Genomic DNA, 19,201 nt, shown 5'->3' with positions numbered 1-19,201 from the left:
GTTGTCGGGCCAGCATGCTGTCCGGCGCCTCGTGAAATGGCTATAATGCCGCCCTTGTTATCCGGTGCTACGACGAGGCCGCTGATCCTACTGACTAACCTGTGAGTTACCTTGCGTGAGTGAAACCCTCGAAACCTCTACGTCTTCGGATCTTGTTGCACCACCAGAGGCAATAACTGAAGCCGGTGCAGTCACCAATGAAGAGCTAGTTGTGGAACCAGCGAGTGCGCATGTACAAAAAGGGCCCCAGCAAGGTGAAATGCCTTTTGCCATGGTTCACGGCAAGGCCTACACCCAGTTGCCACAGGATTTATATATTCCGCCCGATGCACTGGAAGTATTTCTGGAGGCATTTGAAGGCCCCTTGGATTTATTGCTGTACCTGATTCGCCGCCAGAACATCGACATCCTCGATATCAATGTCTCGGAAATTACCTCTCAATACATGGCCTATGTTGATTTGATGGAAGCGCATCAATTCGAGCTGGCGGCAGAGTATTTGGTGATGGCGGCTATGCTTGCCGAGATTAAATCGCGCATGCTATTGCCGCGCTCTTCGGAAGAGCATGAAGAAGAGGAGGATCCACGTGCATCGCTCATTCGCCGGCTGCAAGAATATGAACGTTTTAAGCAGGCGGCGGTTGATTTGGACCATGTGCCGCGTGTATCCCGCGATGTGTTTCCGGTTACTGCCGCAGGTCCTGACCGCAGCTTGACGAGGCTCGATCCGGATGTGGAATTGCAGGAATTATTATTGGCGCTCTCGGAAGTATTGCGCCGCGCTGATATGTTTGAAAGCCATCATGTCTCCAAGGAAAAGCTCTCCACGCGCGAGCGCATGGCTCAGGTGCTGGATACATTGGCACATCAACATTTTGTTCCCTTTGTCAGCCTGTTCAAGGCGGAAGAAGGGCGCCTTGGGGTTGTCGTCACCTTTCTTGCGGTGATGGAATTGATTAAGGAATCGCTGGTGGAAATTGTTCAAAGCGAATCCTTTGCACCTATTCACGTAAAAGCCAGAACACAATGACAAACGAAATTGATATCGCAGAAGATACTCTTGATGAGGATCTGGATTCATCTACCGAAGTGGGTGAGGAAGCCGGTGAAGAGTCGCGTGCACTGCACGAAGAGTCTGATACCGAAGAGTCCGCAACTGTTCCCGTCACTCAAATGCCGGTTGATGCAGAACTGCTGCGCAAGATTATTGAAGGCGCGATTTTGGCTGCAGGCCAGCCGATGACTATTGCACGTTTGCTGGAATTATTTGATGAGGAAGTGGCGCCGAGCAAAGATGAGATTGCCGCTGCATTGCTTGATATCCAGGCGGCAAGTGCCGAGCGCGGATTTGAATTAAAAGAAGTGGCCTCTGGTTGGCGTTTTCAAGTGCGCGATAACCTTGCGCCCTGGGTGAATCGTCTGTGGGAAGAAAAACCGCAAAAATATTCGCGCGCATTGCTCGAAACTTTGGCCCTGGTTGCTTATCGCCAGCCAATTACACGCGGTGATATTGAAGAGATTCGCGGCGTTGCTGTTAGCTCGCACATTATGAAAACCTTGTTGGAGCGCGATTGGGTCAAGGTAGTCGGGCATCGCGATGTTCCCGGCCGTCCATCACTCTTTGCGACCACGCGCCAATTTTTGGATTATTTCAATTTAAAAAGCTTGGAAGAATTACCGTCGCTAAGTGAAATCCGCGATCTGGATGAATTAAATCCGGTGCTGGATTTAGGTGAGGCAGGTTTGGGCGAGAAAGATACAGATCCGCCAATTCCAGATGAAAATCCACCTGTTGCTACCAGTGAAGTTGATGCTGAACCAGTAGACACACAAGCCGCTTTTTACGAAGAAGGTTTTGTTGATGGTGAAGATGCTTTTGTCGATGTAGAGGAAGATGCAGCTGCCGCTGACACTTCAGATACAGAGGCAATAAACAATGAAGAAGAACCCCGCAGCGATTAGCTGCTTAATAACCTATGGTGAAGAAAATCAACCGGGATAAACCTGAAAAACCTACCAAGGCTGTGAAGCCAGTAGTTGCTGGAAAAGCGAAATCTGCCGACAAAAAAGCAGTGACCGCTAAACCAGCAAAACCTAATGCGACTCACAAGCGCGACCTAACTGATCGCCCTGCAAAATCAACAGCAGGAAAACCTGCACATAAATCTGCCGCGTCACCTAAAACAAAAGTGACCCAAGCTGCAGATGAAAAGACATCAGTAGCAGTACCCGGTGATGAAAAATTGCAGAAAGTGCTCGCTCGTGCCGGTATTGGTTCACGCCGTGAAATGGAACGTGCGATTGAGGCTGGCCAAGTAAAAGTAAATGATAAAATCGCCAAATTGGGCGATCGCGTCATGCCACAAGACAAAATTTTCGTGAACGGTCAGCGGGTGGTGTTGCGCAGTGAGCTAACGCGTCGTCGGGTAATTTTATACAACAAGCCCGAAGGTGAAATTTGTTCGCGCTCTGACCCTGAAGGCCGCCCGACTGTATATGACCACTTGCCGCCGTTAAAAGGTGAGCGTTGGATTTCAGTGGGGCGCTTGGATTTCAATACCAGTGGTTTGCTGTTGTTTACCAACGATGGTGAGTTGGCTAACAAATTAATGCATCCATCTTCCGTTATTGACCGCGAATATTTGGTTCGTATTCAAGGCGAAGTAACGGATGATATGCGCACCAACCTGTTAAAAGGTGTAGCGTTGGATGATGGTGTTGCGCGCTTTACCGATATCGTCGATGGTGCTGGCGAAGGCAAAAACCGCTGGTTCTATTGTGTGGTAATGGAGGGGCGTAACCGCGAAGTGCGCCGCCTGTGGGAATCGCAAGGTGTAAAAGTCAGTCGCTTGAAGCGTGTTCGCTACGCCAATATTTTTATTCCGTCGCACGTGCGCGTTGGCCAGTGGACTGATCTTACCGAGCGCGAAATTCAGGACCTGTGCATGACAGCAGGTTTTGATAGCTCAACCTATACCCGCATGATGGAACCAACACGCGATGAAGCAGCGCAGCGTGAGCGTCACGATAAAAAATTGCGCGCCGCTTCTGCCGCGCCGCGCCGCCCGAAAGTCCCCGTGCGCAAACGTCCACCTATAGTGGAATAAGTTAGTTATCTGCAATAAAAAAACCACGCTGAGTAAGCGTGGTTTTTTATTCCAGAGTGATTAATCCATTACGATTTGATGAGTATTTCATCGCTGCTAATAACACAATTTCTGCCTGAGTTTTTAGCGATATAAAGTGCCTTGTCTGCGCGCTCAAATAAATCATTGATATGTTCTTTTTCGTTGCTGTGGCGTGTTGCTATGCCGATACTCACCGTAGTATCTATGGTCTTTCCATTATATTTGATATGGCTTTCAGCAATTTGCTGGCGAATACGTTCAGCTATAATTTTTGCTCCTTCAGCGTCTGTTTTTCCCAGCACCACTACAAATTCTTCACCGCCGTAGCGGAAAGTAATGTCTGAACCACGGCAAGCCGATTGGATTCCCTTGGCAATTTCACACAGCACCAAATCGCCGCGGTGATGGCCGTATTCATCATTAATTTTTTTGAAGAAATCTACGTCTACCATCAAAAGCGATAGCTCGTGCTGATGGCGCTCAGCCATTTGTAATTCGCGGCGCAGGGCGGTGTCCAGTGCGGCGCGGTTACCAAGTAGTGTCAAAGGATCGAGCAAGGCAAGACGCATCGCTGTTTGATAGCGGATGGCATTACGCAATGGGTAGATAAGTGAACTGAGTAAAAACTCCAGGGTAATTAGCTCTGCCTCCGCAAAGCGTTTACTGCGGCTAAAAATAATCTCGCCCAGATAACCTTCATCAGTTGTAAGGCGATAGTCGCAATGATGTAAGCATTCACGTCCAATTTTCAGCTCGCTGCTGCCATTGCCAAATTTAAAAAGAATGCCGGACAGGCTGACAATGGCTTGGATATGTGTGTAAAACAGATTGAGTACTTCTGCCGGGTCCAAACTCATTTGCAACGCTTGTGCAAGGCGAATGCGGGTAGTGAGTTCCTGCTCCGGGGTCAGTGGGATGAGAGGGATAGTGCTTGCGCCGTTTGCCTTATGGGCATTGGTCACCATGGTCATGTCCCGCATAATCTTTACCTGTCACGTTAAAAGTTGTTCGTCGCCCACTTGCCGCTTTTGCTTATTCAGGCGCCTGTGACAGACATTTAGCGAAATTCATGCCATCTACTTTTTATTTGTAAATACCTTTATCTATCATATAGATAGGCGATTAGTCTAAAGTCAGTTGTAGATATTTTCGCCAAAAAAATAGCGTGGATTTTTTGTACTGGCGGAAAGAGTTTGCCGCTAGCCAAAAGTTTGTCGGCAAGAATTGATCCAATAATGGCGGTAGTACTCGTGCGGAGAAATGTGGGTTAAGTAGGCATTAGCCTTTAATTTGTGGCAGTAATATACCCAAGCTGAGGCCGCCTTCAGGGCGGTTTTCAGCCCAAATACGCCCACGGTGTAAAGAGACGCTACGCTGGGCAATGGCCAGCCCAAGGCCGTAACCACCGCTTTCGCGCGCGCGCGCTTGGTCAGTGCGGAAAAAGGGTTGGAAAATATCCTCCAGTGCATCTTCAGGAACCCCGGGGCCCTGGTCCATTATGTCTACGCGGTAATGCTCTCCGTCCCCCGTTTCAGTCAGGGCGATGCAAATCTCGGAATTTTCCGGTGTGTAGAGCAGGGCGTTGCGCAGGGTGTTTTCAAACACACCAACCAGCATATTGCCGTGAGTAGCAACCAGTGCTTCTTCCAGCGAACATTTAAAGCGAATGTTGACATTTTTTGCGTAGGCTTCTGCCTGATAATCGTCCATGAGTGTTTGCATCAGGCTCACTAAATCCAACACGTCATCCAACACCCAACTGTCCTGGCCTTGTACTGGCAGGGTGAGAATATCGGTAATGATGTCGTTGAGATAATCGGCCGCTTGTTTGATACGGTTTAATTCATGGTCAACAATTCCATTGCTGCGCTGCCGCGCCAGTGCCAGTGCAATTTGCAAGCGAGCGAGCGGCGTGCGTAATTCGTGTGACACATCTTTAATTAAACGCTTCTGTTCCTGCATGGATTTTTCGAGGCGTTCCGTCATATGGTCAAAGTCGCGCCCCAGTGCGGCGATTTCATCGTTGCGGCCGCGAAATTGTTCGCTGATGCGCACACTCAAATCACCCCGTGCAATTTGATGAGTAGCTTTTTGTAATGTATTGATACTGCGGGTGAAATGGCGTGCAAGAAAAAAACACGCAGAGCCGCTGACCAAAATAGAAACGAGTAAAAGCGGCCAAATATTATCGAGAAATAATTCCCAAATAATATCGCGATCCTGCCCCTCGTCGCGCCCGGCAGAAATTGTAATTAATTTCACGCTGTTACCATCGTTCAGGGTGATGTAGCGACCAAAGAGCTTGCGGTTGCGGTCCTGTACCTTATCGAACGGATGTTTGAATGTGAGGCGCGGCGCGAGAAACATAACGCCAGGTGGAAGAGGGCGGTCGAGCAGGTCGCGGTTTTCTTTATCGATAACATACACAAAACGAGTTGACCATGAGGGCATTGCACGCAAATCCTGAATCAATTGCCGGGTATTGCGGTTAACGGCATTACCCACCATTTGAAACAGCAAACGCTTGGCTGGATCATCGTCACTGGCTTCACTGCTGTGTTGCAGGTTGCCATCCGGCGCCATATCAAACCAATGCACAACAATATTGGTGCCGATAATAATCGCCACCGTAATTAACCAAAAAGTAAAAAAGATTTTTAAATAAAGACGGGTCATTAATTTATGGATTCATCATCATTCATGGTCAGCATATAGCCAGCGCCGCGCACGTTGATAATCAAATCCTTTGATGAACCTGCAGCTGTAATTTTTTTGCGGATATTGCTTACATGCACATCGATACTGCGATCGTAAGGCGTGAGTTTGCGATTGAGCGCCTGCTCAGTCATATCATCTTTGCTGATCACTTGGCCGGCGCGACGAACAAGAATTTCCAGCACGCTGAATTCAGTTCCAGTGAGCGGAACTTCATAGTTGTCCCAAGTGGTTGTGCGTGTACCTAAATGCAGGGATAGCTTGCCCGATGCAAGGCGCTCAATACTGCTGGGCGTTACATCCTTTTGATTGGCGCGGCGCAAAATAGCGCGAATACGCGCAACCAATTCGCGTGGGTCGCAAGGTTTGGATAAATAATCATCGGCACCGATTTCAAGCCCAATTACGCGGTCAACTGTATCGCCTTTGGCTGTGAGCATAATCACAGGCGTTTGGCTGTGTTGGCGTAAATTTTTCAGCACATCAAAACCATTGCGGATGGGCAGCATCACATCCAGCACAATAACTGAATAGGGTTGCTTGAGTGCAAGCTCTAACGCCGTTTGGCCGTCATAAGCGGTATCAATTGCGAAACCTTCCGTTTGCAGGTATTCGCTCAGTAATTGACTGAGTTCTTTGTCGTCGTCGATGAGAAGAACTTTAAGCATAGCGATTTACAGTCCCCGATGATGGAAGGCGGTGAGTGTGCACCAGCCCCCGATGAGAGTCATGATTCTTTGGTTTTCATTAACCAATCTTAACATTATAGCCACCATAATGAATTCACTGGCTCTGATTCTGGAGTCTGCGTATAAGCGATCTATTTAATTAGTCCAAAGTATTCAGAGGATATTGATATGAAATCGAACAAAGCATTAGTGGCTGGTCTGTTGTTGTTAAGTGCTGCCAGTATAGCTGTGCCGACCATAGCCGGTGGCGCAGGGAAAAACTGTGAGGGCAAGCATCATGCGGCCAAATGGGCTGAGCATGACGGTTTTGCAGGCCGCGAATTCAGGCATCTCGGCCAGGAGTTAACATTGACAGATGCGCAAAAGGAAACTTTGAAGGCACAACGTGAAGCTAATGAATCTGCACGCGAAGCCCTTCATACAAAACTGGCGGATGCGCGCAGTGCATTGGCAACAGCTGTGGATGCCGGTGCCAACGATGCCGAACTCAATGCTCTGGCTGATAGCTTGGGCAAGTTGCACGCCGAACAGGCACTGGAAGGTGCTAAAGCGAAAAAAGCGTTCTTAGCCGTGCTGACGGAGGAGCAAAAACAAACCTTGGCAGAAGCGAAAACCAAGCGTTTGGAGCGTAAGGCCGAACGCAAAGAGGCACGCGAAGCAGCTAAAAGTTAAATCACAGGCCAGGAATACTCCTGGTTTCACCTATAACCCCGGCTTGCCGGGGTTATTTATTTTCAGGGTGCAAAATGTGGGCTTGCTTGCGCGAGCTAATCTTGGGAAAATCCGCGCCGTTTTTCCCTATCCCTATTTTCCCTGTATCCCGAGGTTATCGTGGCCCAGATTGGTCTGTTTTTTGGCAGTGACGAAGGCAATACTGAGCGCGTCGCCTATCGTATTCAACAGCGTTTCGGGGCTGATGTCGTCGATGTACGTGATATCGCCGACGTAACCCAGTTGGATTTTGCCAACTACGACAAGATTATCCTTGGTATTCCCACCTGGGACTTTGGCCAAATCCAATCGGATTGGGAAGAGTTTTGGGATGATATAGCGGCAGTGGATTTCTCCGGCAAGCAAGTGGCGCTTTTTGGTTTGGGTGACCAATTCGGTTACGGCGATTATTTTCTCGATGCAATGGGTATGCTGCACGATGTAATCATCCAAACCGGTCCGGAAATTGTCGGCCAGTGGTCTACTGAAGGTTACGAGTTTGAGGCCTCAAAGGCAGAAATTCCCGGTGCGGGGATGTTTGTCGGTTTGGCGCTGGATGAAGATCAGCAGGAAAATTTAAGTGCAGGTAGATTGAATCGCTGGTGTACACAAATTCACGTCGAATTTGGTCTGGATACACCGCTTAATATGTTGGAAGATTAAGCCGCAATATTATCGAATACCAAGGGCGCACTCAGCGCCCTTTGTTTTTTTAGGTCAAGCTTCTGCGACAAACACCGCACGAATCGGCCCCGGATGACCTTCAGCTGTTAATGTCGAATCTTCTGGATGTAAAAATTCCGGAAGCGAATGAAAACGCATCCATTCTGTTGCACGCTGTTCTTCCGTTGTTGTGGGACATACATCAACGACGCGCGGATTGCTAAAACCCATCTTTCGCAGCCAGGACAACATGGTGTCGCAGCTCGGCAAAAACCATACATTGTTCATCATGCCGTAACGGCCTTCCGGTACCAATACATCACCCAGTTTTCCTTCAATCACCAAGGTCTCAAGCACTAGCTGTCCGCCAGGGCGCAGGGTATTCTTTAGTTCGAGCAAGTGATCCATCGGCGAGCGGCGGTGATAAAAAACGCCCATGGAAAAAACGGTATCAAATGCCTGCAGTTTTTCCGGAACATCTTCAATGCCGACAGGCAGAACATCGATAGGATAATCAGCACCGGCAAAATGTTTGATCATGTGGAACTGCACAATAAAACGCGGTGATGGATCAATTCCAATCACGCGTTTTGCCCCTGCGCCTAGCATGCGCCAGCAGTGATAGCCGTTGCCGCAACCAACATCGAGAATCAAACGATCTTTTAGTGGGGCAAGATGCGGTAATACGCGATCCCATTTCCAATCCGAGCGCCACTCGGTATCAATATGGATATCGTGAACAAAGTAGGGGCCTTTGCGCCAGGGAATTAATTCCTGCAAGACACTGCGAATTTCTGCACGTGTTGTTTCATCGCAATCGCTGCTGTGGCCGATGCGCACCTCTTCAGTGAGCGCAATCCGTGAGCCTTTTACGGTCGGAAGTTTTGCGAGCGATTGCTTCCAACCAGCTAAATCGCCGTAGCGTTTTTCACAAAGTCCGGCCGCGATTTGCGCAGGCAGTTGCTCGGCCCAACCAGCAAGAGGCGAATCCTTAAGTGCATTCAGTAATTGATCGTAATTAATCTGTGTCACAGCCTTTACTTACTCTATTTAATTGCAATCAGCGATGCAAAATTAAAACATTGAAACCACACATCAACACTGCTGAAGCCCGCTTGGCGTAAGCGTTGGCGGTGCGCATCCAGTGTTTCGGGAATTAAATAGTTTTCAATCGCGGCGCGCTTCTGTGCAATTTCCAAATCGCTGTAGCCGTTGGCGCGTTTGAAATTGTGATGCAATTCGGTCATCAAGTGTTGATGGGGTTCATCATCAAACGCGACTTTTTCCGAAATAATTAATACGCCGCCGGAATTTAATCCCGCACAAATGTTGCGCAGCATTTCCAGTCGCTCTTCAACGGGAATAAATTGCAAGGTGAAATTGAGCACAGCCATTGATGCGTTGTGCAATACCACATCTTGAATTTGCGCTTCTACCAATTCAACGGGAACTTCACCACTATCTGCCGCAATCACTTGTTGGCAGCGCGCGATCATTGCCGCTGAATTGTCCACACCAATAATTTTACATTCCGCTGCCTGAATACGGTGGCGCATCGCGAGCGTCGCTGCACCTAATGAGCAGCCCAGGTCATAGCACTGGCTATTGGCTTGTACATAGCGTTCAGCGAGATTGCCAATCATATTAATAATGGTGGCATAACCGGGCACAGAGCGTTTGATCATATCGGGGAATACATCTACCACGCGCTGATCAAATGCGAAGCGACTGACCTCTGCCAGCGGATTGGCATAAATGGTATCGGGGTTTATATCGTGCATATTCGTGACTGGTTAATGGCGTAGTGAGCGAGGTAAAACAGGTGCGCGCATTGTAACCTTCATTGATTGTGACAACAAATTGAGAAATTCATAAAACTGTCATATTTCCGCAGGAATATTCAGCTTACTCACCCATAGTCGATATCAAGTTGTCATCTTATGTCTTTGCAGAACCCTGTGTTTAATCAAACCACCCTGCAAAAGGAATTACGCCGTTTAATTGAATTCAAACTTCTGACTCCGGTATTTCAGCCGATAATCGCGGTGGAGAATCCGCGTATTATTGGTTATGAGGCCCTGATTCGCGGACCTGAAGATAGCCCCCTGCATAAGCCGGATGTACTGTTCGCGGTTGCGCGGGAGTCACGTCTACTGGCTGCATTGGAATTTGCCTGCCGGGAAGTATCTTGCGAGCGTTTTGCCGCATTGAGTTTGCCCGGCAAACTTTTTCTTAATATGAGCCCCATTAGTTTTACCGATAGCCAATATCGCGATGGCGTCACGCGTGAAATTTTACAGCGCGTCGGTTTAAGTGCGGAACGTTTGGTATTTGAGTTAACCGAAAGCCAACCGCTTGATGAGCTGGATTTATTGCGTGCGGCTTCTGATCACTTCCAGCGGCAAGGCTTTGCTGTAGCGCTGGATGACTTGGGGGCGGGTTATGCAGGGCTGCGTGTGTGGAGTGAACTCTGTCCTGATTACGTCAAAATTGACCGTCATTTTATTTCCGGAATTGACAAAGATCCGGTCAAGCGCGAGTTTGTGCGCGCGATGTTGGATATAGCACATCGCATGGGACATAAAGCCATCGCAGAGGGAATCGAAACGAGCGCGGAATATGCCACTCTGGTCACTATGGGTGTCGAGTATGCGCAAGGTTATTTTATTGCGCGTCCGCAGGCATTACCGCCGCTCGAATTGCCCACTGCCATTGCAGGATACGCCGGTAACTCCGTACGACGTTACCAGGACCATTTCACTCGCACTGTGCGCGAAATTGTAATGGATTCTGTACAGGTAACATCGACAACTAATGCTGAAACTGTGGTGAAAATGTTTCGCGCCGACGTGCGTTTAGCCTGTGTTCCTGTGGTTGATGGCGATATTCCGTTGGGCATGGTCAGCCGGGCAGAAATCCTCAATATTTTTTCGCGCCGATTTGCCCATGAGTTGCATGCACAAAAACCCATCCGCGACTTTATTAGTCCGCTATCCATCATTGTTGATGTAGGGACTGATCTAAAAGTAGTGGGGCAGCTTATCAGTGAAGATCCGCAGCAAAACCTGAGTGTCGATTTTATTGTGAGTGACGCCAATCGATATCTCGGTGTTGGCAAAGTGCGCGACCTATTGCGTGCGATTACCGAAGAAAAATTGCGTGTCGCCCGGCATAGCAATCCGCTCACGCAATTGCCGGGCAATGTACCGCTATATGAGTGGGTTGATCATTTACTGCTGCACAAAAAAGAATTTGTGGTGGCCTATTGCGATATAAATCATTTCAAACCGTTTAACGATGCATTTGGCTATAGTGCGGGTGATGAAGTCATTTTGCAGCTGAGCCGAATACTGTGTGACTGCGTAGACACAGCCAGCGATTTTGTCGGTCACGTCGGTGGCGACGATTTTATTTTAGTGTTTGGTAGCGCGGACTGGCAGCAGCGCTGCGCGCAAATATTGGTCAGGTTTGAGGCGGCCAGCAGCCAATTTCTTCCTCTCGAATCCACAGAATACTGGAGTGTTGATCGGCAGGGGCAGCGCCAAAAATTTGGTGCGCTAACCCTGGCAATAGGGTGCGTAGCGCCCGATCTGGAGTTTTGTAAAACCCATCATCAGGTATCCCAACTGCTGGCCGAGGCAAAACACAGCGCCAAAATGCAGGGCGGCAATAATCTTTTCCAATCTCGCCGACGCAAGCCGCAGCTGGCACGTACTGACTAAACAGGGGAGGGAGGCGGTAGACCGACGGGAAAAATCTGTAGCAGCCTGAAAATCCTGGGCTATTCTTAGTCTAATTTCGTTATGGAGGTGGACTAATGGCTGATCTTGGCTACTACAAGATGCACGCGCTAATCGTCGATGATTTTGAGAATTTTCGCGGAACTCTCTACAAAATGCTGATGGATCTGGGAATTGGCAACGCCGATTCGGCAGCCAGTGGTGAAGAGGCGCTACGTTTTTGCAAAGCGCGTAGTTACGACATAATTTTGTGCGATAACAATTTAGGCAAGGGCAAAAGTGGCCAGCAAGTATTGGAAGAATTGCGCTCTACTGACAACCCTTGTTCGGACAGCTTGTTTATTCTTGTCTCCGCAGAAAATAGCAAAGGCACCATTATGGCGGCTTACGACTATGAGCCGGATGCCTATCTCGCCAAACCCATTACTCCTAAGGCACTGGATCAGCGCCTTGGCCGTTTGATTGAACAGCGTGTGGAGTTAAAAGCAGTGCATGCCGCCCAGAAATCGGGGGATGACGAACTGGCAATTACGCTTTGCAAAGAGCTCGTTGCGTCAGGTAGTCGCTACGCCAATGCCTGTCAAAAATTACTGGGGCAGTTATATCTAAAAAAAAATAATTTGACCGCAGCTGAAGCAGTTTATCGCGCAGTGCTCGATAATCGCGAGCTGGAGTGGGCGCAATTAGGTATGGTGAAAACCAAATTAGCGCAGAATGATCTGCTAGGTGCACAGCAATGGTTGGAAAATATTTTGCAGGCAAACCCACTTTGTATGAAAGCATACGATTTGCAAGCCGATTTATACAAGCTGCAAAACGATTCGGAAGGTTTGCAAAATGTATTGCAGAAAGCTACTGATATTTCCCCGCTTTCCATTCTGCGCCAGCAGGCATTGGGGGATGTCGCACAACAAAATAATGATTTGGTCACCGCCGCCAACGCCCTTAAACGCGCTGTTAAGCTCGGGGAAAATTCCTGCTTTGACAAAGCTGAGGTTCACTCGCTTTTTGCACAGACGACGATTGATTTATTTTCAATTGATAAAGAATTGGCCAAACCATTAATCCGTGAAGCCATAGCCTGTGTTAACAACCTTGAAGAGAACTTCGGCAAAACTAATTTGCGCAAAGTTGAATCCTTACTGCTAGAAAGCCAATTGCAGGTGTGCGCTGGTGACCAGCGCCGTGCGCAAGATGCATTGGCAAGCGCGCAATCATCACTAGGCGATACAAAAGATGAAGATGCGCTATCGGTTCAGATTGAATTGGTGCGTACTCTCCGTCTTATCGGTAAAACTGACGATGCCCAACGGCTGTTGGGCGATTTACTGCATCGCTATGCCGGTAAGGAAGAACAATTGCAGCGTTTGGATGTACTGTTGGATGAGCCGCGCAGCGAGAAAAATAAACTCATGGTGGCAGAGATAAACAAAAAGGGAATCGCTTTTTATAATGCCAAAGATTTCACTGCCGCCGCTGATGCATTCAAAACTGCCTTGCAAAAACTACCGAATCATATCGGACTGCGTTTGAACTACGTGCAGGCCATGATTGATAAGTTAAAAACCCGCTTTGAATCCAGTGTAAGTGAAAAAATTCAACAAACCTTTACTAAAACCAGCGCCATCATTTCCCAGCAGCATCCGCAATTCCAGCGTTATCGCCAGTTGAATGATGTGTACAACAGTCTGGTTAGGGCTTATGAAAAAGACAAGCGAGGTTAATTGTGAATTCACCATCTGAACAAAAAAACGGTAATGAAAACTATGGGCAAACACCCATTGATTTTTCATTTGTCCTCGCCTCCAGTGTACATGACATGAAAAACTCGCTGGGGATGTTGTTAAATACCCTGTCCGCCATGATGACCAGTTCACCGCCGAAAGATGTAGAACAGGCGCGCTTTTTTTCGGTGTTGGAATACGAGGCAGCGCGCATCAATGGCGAGTTGGTGCAGTTGCTGTCGCTCTATCGTATGGATGAGAACACTATGTCGGTAGTGATTGATGAACACCATGCGATCGATATTATCGATGAGCAAATTGCACGCAACGATACCTTGTTGAAGTCCCGCAATATTGACGTGCAGGTGAATTGTGACAGCGACTTGATTTGGTATTTTGATAATGAATTGATTGGTGGAGTGCTGAATAATTTAATCGTAAATTGCGCGCGCTATAGCCGTAAGCAACTGTTGGTGAGTGCAACAGAAGAAAATGGTTTCTTGTGTATTTCTGTTGCGGATGACGGACAGGGTTATCCGGACAACATGCTGATGGGATCCTTGCCGCAAACACCTGTGTCATTTAGCTCAGGCAATACACGGTTAGGATTGTTATTTACACGCAAAGTATTGGAATTACATAAATCCAAAAAGGGGCAGGGCTATATGACAATTGCCAACAACGGTCCCTTAGGGGGAGGGGTGTTAAAACTCTATTTACCGTGATGGCGCTGCCTGATTGAGGTGTTGAAATCACAGTGCGGCTATTGCATTATCACAGCCCGTTTCGGTTTTTGCTTTCAGGTTAAATTTTATGCTTAAAATCCGCTTTAAAGATAATAAATACAATGCGGTATGGCTGGTGGAGCCCAAGATCACCATAGGCCGTTCAGCGACTAATGCGCTGGTTATTGATGATCCTCTCGCCAGCGATGTACATATGGAGGTGCTGGTTGACAACGAGCATCTCACCTTGCGCAACCTTATTCCAACCCAGCCCATTATCGTTAATGGTCAAACTGTTACCGGAGCGTGCGAACTTAAGCCGGATGACCAAATCACCCTTGGCCAAGTGGAGTTGGTTGTGATCGACCCCAAGCGTGAGGCCAAGGTTATTGCCGAGGAGTCGGCTAATGTCACCCAATTACGTGCCCCGAAGACAACGGGGTGGTCACTTAAAGCTAATCACACCGCCTTGGCAAACCGTGTTTTCCCACTCAAAGAGTTAAATGTCATCGGCCGCGCCAGCGAATGTGATATCAGTTTGGCTGCTGCGCATTTATCCCGTCGTCATGCGCAATTACAAATTATTGATGGAATGCTGTTCGTAAAAGACCTGGATTCAGCCAATGGCACCTTCCTCAACGGTAAAAGGGTTGCCGAAGCGCGGGTTAAACGTGGTGACGAATTGCGTTTTGATGCGCTCACCTTTGGGGTGATGGGTCCCTCCGATGACATGGCCAAAACAACCGTTCGCAAAGTGCCGGTCAAAGTAGAAGTTGTAGAAGCCAAGCCCAAAGCCAGCCAGCGTGAAAAAGCTATAGCGCCAACCAGAGCCTCCTCTCCTAACCGCGCAGCCGCAGGTAGTCAGCCTAAAACGGCTCCGCAGGAGAATAGTAAGGGGAAATACGGTCTTATTTTTCTGGGTGTTCTGGCCGTTGTGGTTATAACAGCCCTGTTCTTAACGCGAAAATAAGTATTGAAGCTTTGCAGGAACCAGTCGATAACCTGTGATGCTACAGACAGCTATGGCTGCACACAGGTGAATTTATGAATATTTCCTCGCTTAACAACCCCTCTGTTAATAACCCAGGGCGTAGTGACAGTCATCTTCCGCAGATAAATACGGTCAATACAGCCACCCAAGGCAATTCGTACAAAGCACCAGAGGTGAGCGGAGCTGATTCCTCCAGTTTGTACGATAAACGGCAAACAGCCCTGCAAATCGTCAACCGCACGCTGACCATGGCCTATGAAAAAATCAGCTCACGCGGCCAGGCAGCCAGTGCCGAGTACGAAACGTTTGAGCCGCTAACAGCGGAAAAGGTGGCCAATAACATCCTTGGTTTTATCGAGCGGCGGTTGCAGTTGGATGTCGCCGAAGGAGCAAGCCAGGAAGAGCTGCACGCGCGTCTTGATGCTGGCTTGGCCGGGTTCAAAAAAGGCTTTGCAGAAGCAAGCGAGAAACTCGAAGCGCTGAGTTTACTATCCCCTGAGATAACAGCAGATATCGGCAAAACCTACGATTTGGTGCTGGAAGGTGTCGATGAATTGCGCTCCAAATTTATCCAGTCAACTGAGGTTGAATCCGACCAACCCGTATCCAATCAACCCGCAGAAGTATTGAAAACAGCGGAGCTTAAAAAGGCACCAGCCAAACTCGATGTACCAGAATTTTTACCGGCGACCAGTGGTTATCTTGGCTACGGCAATTACGAATATGGGCGTGCGCGTGAATTCAGCTTTGAACTGACCACGAAAGAAGGCGATAAAGTGACTATCAAAGCTACCTCCAGCGAGGGCTTGGCAGTCGAGGCGGCACGTGCGGGACGTGGCAATAATTCAGTTGGTGCACTCAATGCCAGTTACAGCTCCAGCCAATCATTCTCTCTCTCTATTGAAGGCGAATTGAATGAAGATGAGTTGGGTGCAATTAATGATTTACTTGGAAGAGTAAATGATCTTGCCAGCGAATTTTTTGAGGGTGATTTGGATGTTGCGTTTGATCAGGCAATGAATTTAGGTTACGACGCTGAACAAATTGGCAGCTTCGCGCTAAATTTGGCGCAAGCAGAAATCCAGCAAGTAACCCAAGCCTATCAAACTTTTGAGCCAAACCGTGCAGACGGTAATTCTGGTAAGCCAGAATTGTTAGCGGATAAGTTATTGCCATTGGGTAATTTTATCAAGGATCTGCTTGCCAGTTTGGACCGTGCTGCTGAGTTCAATGAGCCGAAATCGCTCTTGGCCAATATGGCAGAAAAAGTGACCGGTAAAGAGACCGAGGTAGATCAACAGCAAGGCAAACGTTTCCGCGATTTTATGGAGCAAATATTTGCGCTGGATCTGGGTTAATTTTTCAGTGAATTACACGCCCCTGAACTGATACACTGCCATTTTTTCTGCGGTGTTGTGTATGCAATCAATTTACCTCTACTCAACCCCTGGCTGTCATTTATGCGAGATGGCCAGGGAGATTGTTTCCCCCTTATTGAGTAATTACTCGCTGTATTTGGAAGAAATTGACATCGCTGAATCGGATGAGTTGATCGAGCGCTATGGGGTAAGAATTCCGGTATTGAAATCTCCGCGCCACATCGATGAACTAGGCTGGCCCTTTGATTCAAATCAGGCCGCTAACTTTCTCGCACGAATTACTATTTGAGTGAATTGTTATTTTCCGCCAGGTGCCAGCCCCAAAGTATTCATGGTTTCTGCCACCCAATGTAATGAATCCACATAAATCTCTGCAATGAGCTCCGGGGTTAGCCCCAGCTCTTCCAGATGATCCCAGTCAATATCCTGCCAGTTGCCCTGCTCGTGTGCTTGCACTACCTGCAGCACCAACCCCTCCGGACCGGCATGCGTTAGCATCGCTTGGTTGAGCGATTCACTGAGCGAAAGATTACCTAATAATTCTTTCAGTGGTGTATCGAGAAAAGCATCCAACGTTGACAATAACCCCACCGTGAAAAAAGAGTCTGGTCGATTTCGCTGATTCATTTTAGTGGCTATAGTTTCACACATGCGCGCACGTGTTAATGCCGCCACACTAAGCTCATGTGGCTTGCCACTCAAATTGGAAAGAGCTAACAAGTTGACCCAGTTCCTCAGTTTATTTAACCCGAGCAGCATAATTGCCTGCCGCAATGACTCTACATCGCGCGATAAACCGAAGGCTGCTGAATTAACCAGACGCAATAATTTAAAGCTCAAGAGGGTATCGCGCGCGATCATTCGTTCAATTTTTTCGAGCGGCGCATCCTGGTCGTGTAATGCAGATAACAATTGCAATACCGATTGTTTGTTTTCTGAAATTTTTCGCCCGGTAATAACCCGGGGTTTGGCTAGAAAATAACCTTGAAACAAGTCAAACCCCAATGCTTTGCATTGTTCGAACATTTCATAGGTTTCCACTTTTTCTGCAATCAAGGTGATACCAAAAGGTTTCAGGTAATCAATATGGTGTTGCAGTTTTTCAGGCGATAAGCTCAACACATCCAATTTGATAATGTCTGCATAGGCCACCAGGCTTTCGCTATTTTCGTCCAGCTCAAAATCATCCAGCGCTATGGTGTAACCTTGTTCGCGCAATTGTTTCAGTGAATGCAGCATAGAGGCATCAACCCGCTGGCCTTCAAGCACTTCAATAACCAATTTTTGGCGATTAAACGGTGGGGGAGAATTGAGCAGAGTGCGCGTAAAGTTAACAAACGCTTTGTGTGTGCCAACTACCTGCTCGATGGATAACTCAGTAAATGCGTTAAGCAATACTTGAGAACTGGCTGCATCGCCATCACTGGAAGCAATAAATTTTAAATCGCTATTGCGACAAAGTAACTCGTAAGCAACGACTTGCATATTGCCATCAAAAATAGGCTGACGAGCGAGAAGAGGGATGGCTTCGGTCATAGAATAGACGGATTGATTAATTGTTGTGTTTGGAAAGATCCGCTTCCGGCGATCTGCGCAACTCACTAGGAAGTGTAGCTGGCAACCGTCAGCTTACAACTGTAGCGGTAAGAATCTCTCTTATTTGGCGGCGCTGAAATTCAAGCTCACCGCAAAACTTTGCCTATACTCATAGTGTTTTATGGCAAGTTTCTTTGCAGAAACTGTAAAAATTGATGGTAACAACCATGTCCAAGTTATTAGATTCTATTGATCAACGCACCCGTTTGGTGGGCGAAAACCGCCTTGAGCTGCTTATGTTTCGTTTGGGCGGACGGCAATTATTTGCCATTAACGTCTTTAAGGTGCAGGAAGTAGTTAAGGTTCCAACCCTGCGCCATGTACCGCATAGCCATCCCCATATTCGCGGTGTGGCGCACTTGCGCGGCCAAACCGTTCCCGTAATAGACTTGCGTGCTGCGATTGGAATGAGTGAATTGAAAGAGTTGGAGAATGCCAATCTGATTGTGGCTGAGTACAATCGGTCAGTTCAGGCATTTTTAATTGGTGCAGTTGACCGTATCGTGAATCTCAATTGGGAGCTAATTCTGCCTCCACCAAAAGGAACGGGGCGCAGTCATTTCTTAACGGCCATCACTAAAATCGATGAACAATTAGTAGAAATCCTAGACGTTGAGCGGGTGCTTGCCGACATCGTTCCCTATAACACTACCGTTTCCGATGAAGTGCTGGACTCTGATTTGGCTGCAGAGGCAAAAAAGCGCAAATTAAAAGTGTTACTCGCAGAGGATTCACCAACGGCGGTGAAACAAGTAAAGGAAACATTAAGCAATATTGGAGTAGAAGTGTTGTCGGTTCAGGATGGCTTGCAAGCTTTGAAAATGCTGCAGCAGTGGACTGCCTCCGGGCGCAAAGTTACCGATGAAATTTTAATGCTGATAACCGATGCTGAAATGCCGGAGATGGATGGTTACCGGTTGACTGCGGAGGTGCGTAAAGACCCGGCATTGGCAAATTTACATGTGGTATTGCACACATCACTCAGTGGCAGTTTTAACAAGGCGATGGTTGAAAAAGTGGGCTGTAATGATTTTCTATCCAAGTTTCAGCCCGATGATTTGGCCGCAGTTGTGCAAAAACGCTTACGTGAATATCTAAAAAAATAAGTTGAGCCGAGTAAAAACATTGATTGTAAAAAAG

The 19,201-nt window shown here is 47.8% G+C and carries 18 protein-coding genes; 12 read left to right on the top strand and 6 right to left on the bottom strand.

Translation table 11 applies throughout. The features are described 5' to 3' along the window. Positions 1-211: 211 nt before the first annotated feature. From B4E62_RS12730 to rluB, 3 genes are all read left to right on the top strand, one after another. Complete coding sequence (locus B4E62_RS12730; protein WP_310071346.1) at positions 212-1,030, top strand: ScpA family protein; 819 nt, start codon at positions 212-214, stop codon at positions 1,028-1,030. Then, the gene (gene scpB / locus B4E62_RS12725) at positions 1,027-1,962 is read left to right on the top strand and encodes an SMC-Scp complex subunit ScpB (RefSeq protein WP_331352317.1); all 936 of its coding nucleotides are present in this window, start codon (positions 1,027-1,029) and stop codon (positions 1,960-1,962) included. Before B4E62_RS12730 ends, scpB begins: the two co-directional genes overlap by 4 nt. A 227-nt stretch (positions 1,963-2,189) precedes the next feature. Beyond that, the gene (rluB, locus tag B4E62_RS12720; RefSeq protein WP_331352676.1) at positions 2,190-3,107 is read left to right on the top strand and encodes a 23S rRNA pseudouridine(2605) synthase RluB; all 918 of its coding nucleotides are present in this window, start codon (positions 2,190-2,192) and stop codon (positions 3,105-3,107) included. A gap of 68 nt (positions 3,108-3,175) precedes the next feature. Here the strand turns inward: rluB and B4E62_RS12715 are convergent, their stop codons facing one another. From B4E62_RS12715 to B4E62_RS12705, 3 genes are all read right to left on the bottom strand, one after another. Next, positions 3,176-4,108: a GGDEF domain-containing protein gene (locus tag B4E62_RS12715; protein ID WP_310070852.1), complete on the bottom strand. Its 933-nt coding sequence runs from the start codon at positions 4,106-4,108 to the stop codon at positions 3,176-3,178. A gap of 298 nt (positions 4,109-4,406) precedes the next feature. After that, positions 4,407-5,804 (bottom strand): ATP-binding protein, encoded by a 1,398-nt coding sequence (locus tag B4E62_RS12710; RefSeq protein WP_331352316.1) that lies wholly within the window; start codon positions 5,802-5,804, stop codon positions 4,407-4,409. Continuing rightward, positions 5,804-6,511: a response regulator transcription factor gene (locus tag B4E62_RS12705; RefSeq protein ID WP_331352315.1), complete on the bottom strand. Its 708-nt coding sequence runs from the start codon at positions 6,509-6,511 to the stop codon at positions 5,804-5,806. Before B4E62_RS12705 ends, B4E62_RS12710 begins: the two co-directional genes overlap by 1 nt. 189 nt (positions 6,512-6,700) lie before the next feature. Between B4E62_RS12705 and B4E62_RS12700 the strand changes: the two genes are divergently transcribed. Together B4E62_RS12700 and B4E62_RS12695 are read left to right on the top strand one after the other, a co-directional pair. After that, positions 6,701-7,204: a Spy/CpxP family protein refolding chaperone gene (locus B4E62_RS12700; protein WP_331352314.1), complete on the top strand. Its 504-nt coding sequence runs from the start codon at positions 6,701-6,703 to the stop codon at positions 7,202-7,204. A gap of 159 nt (positions 7,205-7,363) precedes the next feature. Continuing rightward, positions 7,364-7,906, top strand: a complete 543-nt coding sequence (locus tag B4E62_RS12695; protein ID WP_331352313.1) for a flavodoxin — start codon at positions 7,364-7,366, stop codon at positions 7,904-7,906. Positions 7,907-7,960: 54 nt separating this feature from the next. Here B4E62_RS12695 and cmoB read toward each other — a convergent pair whose 3' ends face one another. Both cmoB and cmoA read right to left on the bottom strand, forming a co-directional pair. Beyond that, complete coding sequence (gene cmoB, locus B4E62_RS12690) at positions 7,961-8,929, bottom strand: tRNA 5-methoxyuridine(34)/uridine 5-oxyacetic acid(34) synthase CmoB (protein ID WP_331352675.1); 969 nt, start codon at positions 8,927-8,929, stop codon at positions 7,961-7,963. A 23-nt stretch (positions 8,930-8,952) separates the two neighbouring features. Beyond that, positions 8,953-9,687 carry a carboxy-S-adenosyl-L-methionine synthase CmoA gene (gene cmoA, locus B4E62_RS12685; RefSeq protein ID WP_331352312.1) on the bottom strand — a complete coding sequence of 245 codons (735 nt, stop codon included), beginning with the start codon at positions 9,685-9,687 and terminating at the stop codon, positions 8,953-8,955. A gap of 159 nt (positions 9,688-9,846) precedes the next feature. On the opposite strand from cmoA, the gene B4E62_RS12680 reads away from it, so the two are divergent. From B4E62_RS12680 to B4E62_RS12655, 6 genes are all read left to right on the top strand, one after another. After that, the gene (locus B4E62_RS12680; protein ID WP_331352311.1) at positions 9,847-11,628 is read left to right on the top strand and encodes a bifunctional diguanylate cyclase/phosphodiesterase; all 1,782 of its coding nucleotides are present in this window, start codon (positions 9,847-9,849) and stop codon (positions 11,626-11,628) included. A 95-nt stretch (positions 11,629-11,723) separates the two neighbouring features. Then, positions 11,724-13,370, top strand: a complete 1,647-nt coding sequence (locus B4E62_RS12675; RefSeq protein WP_331352310.1) for a response regulator — start codon at positions 11,724-11,726, stop codon at positions 13,368-13,370. 2 nt (positions 13,371-13,372) lie between these two features. Further along, positions 13,373-14,095, top strand: coding sequence for a HAMP domain-containing sensor histidine kinase (locus B4E62_RS12670; RefSeq protein ID WP_331352309.1), 723 nt, complete (start codon positions 13,373-13,375; stop codon positions 14,093-14,095). A gap of 88 nt (positions 14,096-14,183) precedes the next feature. After that, positions 14,184-15,065 (top strand): FHA domain-containing protein, encoded by an 882-nt coding sequence (locus tag B4E62_RS12665; protein ID WP_310070878.1) that lies wholly within the window; start codon positions 14,184-14,186, stop codon positions 15,063-15,065. A 74-nt stretch (positions 15,066-15,139) separates the two neighbouring features. Further along, on the top strand, positions 15,140-16,444 hold the full coding sequence (locus B4E62_RS12660) for a DUF5610 domain-containing protein (protein ID WP_331352308.1): 1,305 nt from the start codon (positions 15,140-15,142) through the stop codon (positions 16,442-16,444). Positions 16,445-16,505: 61 nt separating this feature from the next. Further along, positions 16,506-16,754 carry a glutaredoxin family protein gene (locus B4E62_RS12655; RefSeq protein WP_331352307.1) on the top strand — a complete coding sequence of 83 codons (249 nt, stop codon included), beginning with the start codon at positions 16,506-16,508 and terminating at the stop codon, positions 16,752-16,754. 8 nt (positions 16,755-16,762) lie between these two features. Here B4E62_RS12655 and B4E62_RS12650 read toward each other — a convergent pair whose 3' ends face one another. Further along, entirely contained in the window at positions 16,763-18,001 is a 1,239-nt protein-coding gene (locus B4E62_RS12650; protein ID WP_331352306.1) for an EAL and HDOD domain-containing protein, read from the bottom strand. Between the two features lie 227 nt (positions 18,002-18,228). Here B4E62_RS12650 and B4E62_RS12645 point away from each other — a divergent pair, with 227 nt between their 5' ends. Continuing rightward, positions 18,229-19,167 carry a chemotaxis protein CheV gene (locus tag B4E62_RS12645; protein WP_331352305.1) on the top strand — a complete coding sequence of 313 codons (939 nt, stop codon included), beginning with the start codon at positions 18,229-18,231 and terminating at the stop codon, positions 19,165-19,167. The last annotated feature ends 34 nt before the right edge of the window (positions 19,168-19,201 follow it).

Origin of the sequence: Cellvibrio sp. UBA7671, from assembly GCA_002483145.1 — a bacterium.
GTDB lineage: Bacteria > Pseudomonadota > Gammaproteobacteria > Pseudomonadales > Cellvibrionaceae > Cellvibrio > Cellvibrio fibrivorans.
The sequence above is the reverse complement of the archived record's forward strand: the minus strand, read 5'-3'. Positions and strand labels throughout refer to the sequence as shown.

Excerpts from the sequence above, each read along its gene's own strand:
- scpB (WP_331352317.1), top strand. The coding sequence starts at position 1,027 with ATGACAAACGAAATTGATATCGCAGAAGATACTCTTGATGAGGATCTG.
- B4E62_RS12645 (WP_331352305.1), top strand. The coding sequence starts at position 18,229 with ATGTCCAAGTTATTAGATTCTATTGATCAACGCACCCGTTTGGTGGGC.
- cmoA (WP_331352312.1), bottom strand. The coding sequence starts at position 9,687 with ATGCACGATATAAACCCCGATACCATTTATGCCAATCCGCTGGCAGAG.
- B4E62_RS12675 (WP_331352310.1), top strand. The coding sequence starts at position 11,724 with ATGGCTGATCTTGGCTACTACAAGATGCACGCGCTAATCGTCGATGAT.
- B4E62_RS12700 (WP_331352314.1), top strand. The coding sequence starts at position 6,701 with ATGAAATCGAACAAAGCATTAGTGGCTGGTCTGTTGTTGTTAAGTGCT.
- B4E62_RS12705 (WP_331352315.1), bottom strand. The coding sequence starts at position 6,511 with ATGCTTAAAGTTCTTCTCATCGACGACGACAAAGAACTCAGTCAATTA.
- B4E62_RS12680 (WP_331352311.1), top strand. The coding sequence starts at position 9,847 with ATGTCTTTGCAGAACCCTGTGTTTAATCAAACCACCCTGCAAAAGGAA.
- B4E62_RS12665 (WP_310070878.1), top strand. The coding sequence starts at position 14,184 with ATGCTTAAAATCCGCTTTAAAGATAATAAATACAATGCGGTATGGCTG.
- B4E62_RS12650 (WP_331352306.1), bottom strand. The coding sequence starts at position 18,001 with ATGACCGAAGCCATCCCTCTTCTCGCTCGTCAGCCTATTTTTGATGGC.
- B4E62_RS12715 (WP_310070852.1), bottom strand. The coding sequence starts at position 4,108 with ATGCGGGACATGACCATGGTGACCAATGCCCATAAGGCAAACGGCGCA.
- B4E62_RS12655 (WP_331352307.1), top strand. The coding sequence starts at position 16,506 with ATGCAATCAATTTACCTCTACTCAACCCCTGGCTGTCATTTATGCGAG.
- B4E62_RS12710 (WP_331352316.1), bottom strand. The coding sequence starts at position 5,804 with ATGACCCGTCTTTATTTAAAAATCTTTTTTACTTTTTGGTTAATTACG.
- B4E62_RS12660 (WP_331352308.1), top strand. The coding sequence starts at position 15,140 with ATGAATATTTCCTCGCTTAACAACCCCTCTGTTAATAACCCAGGGCGT.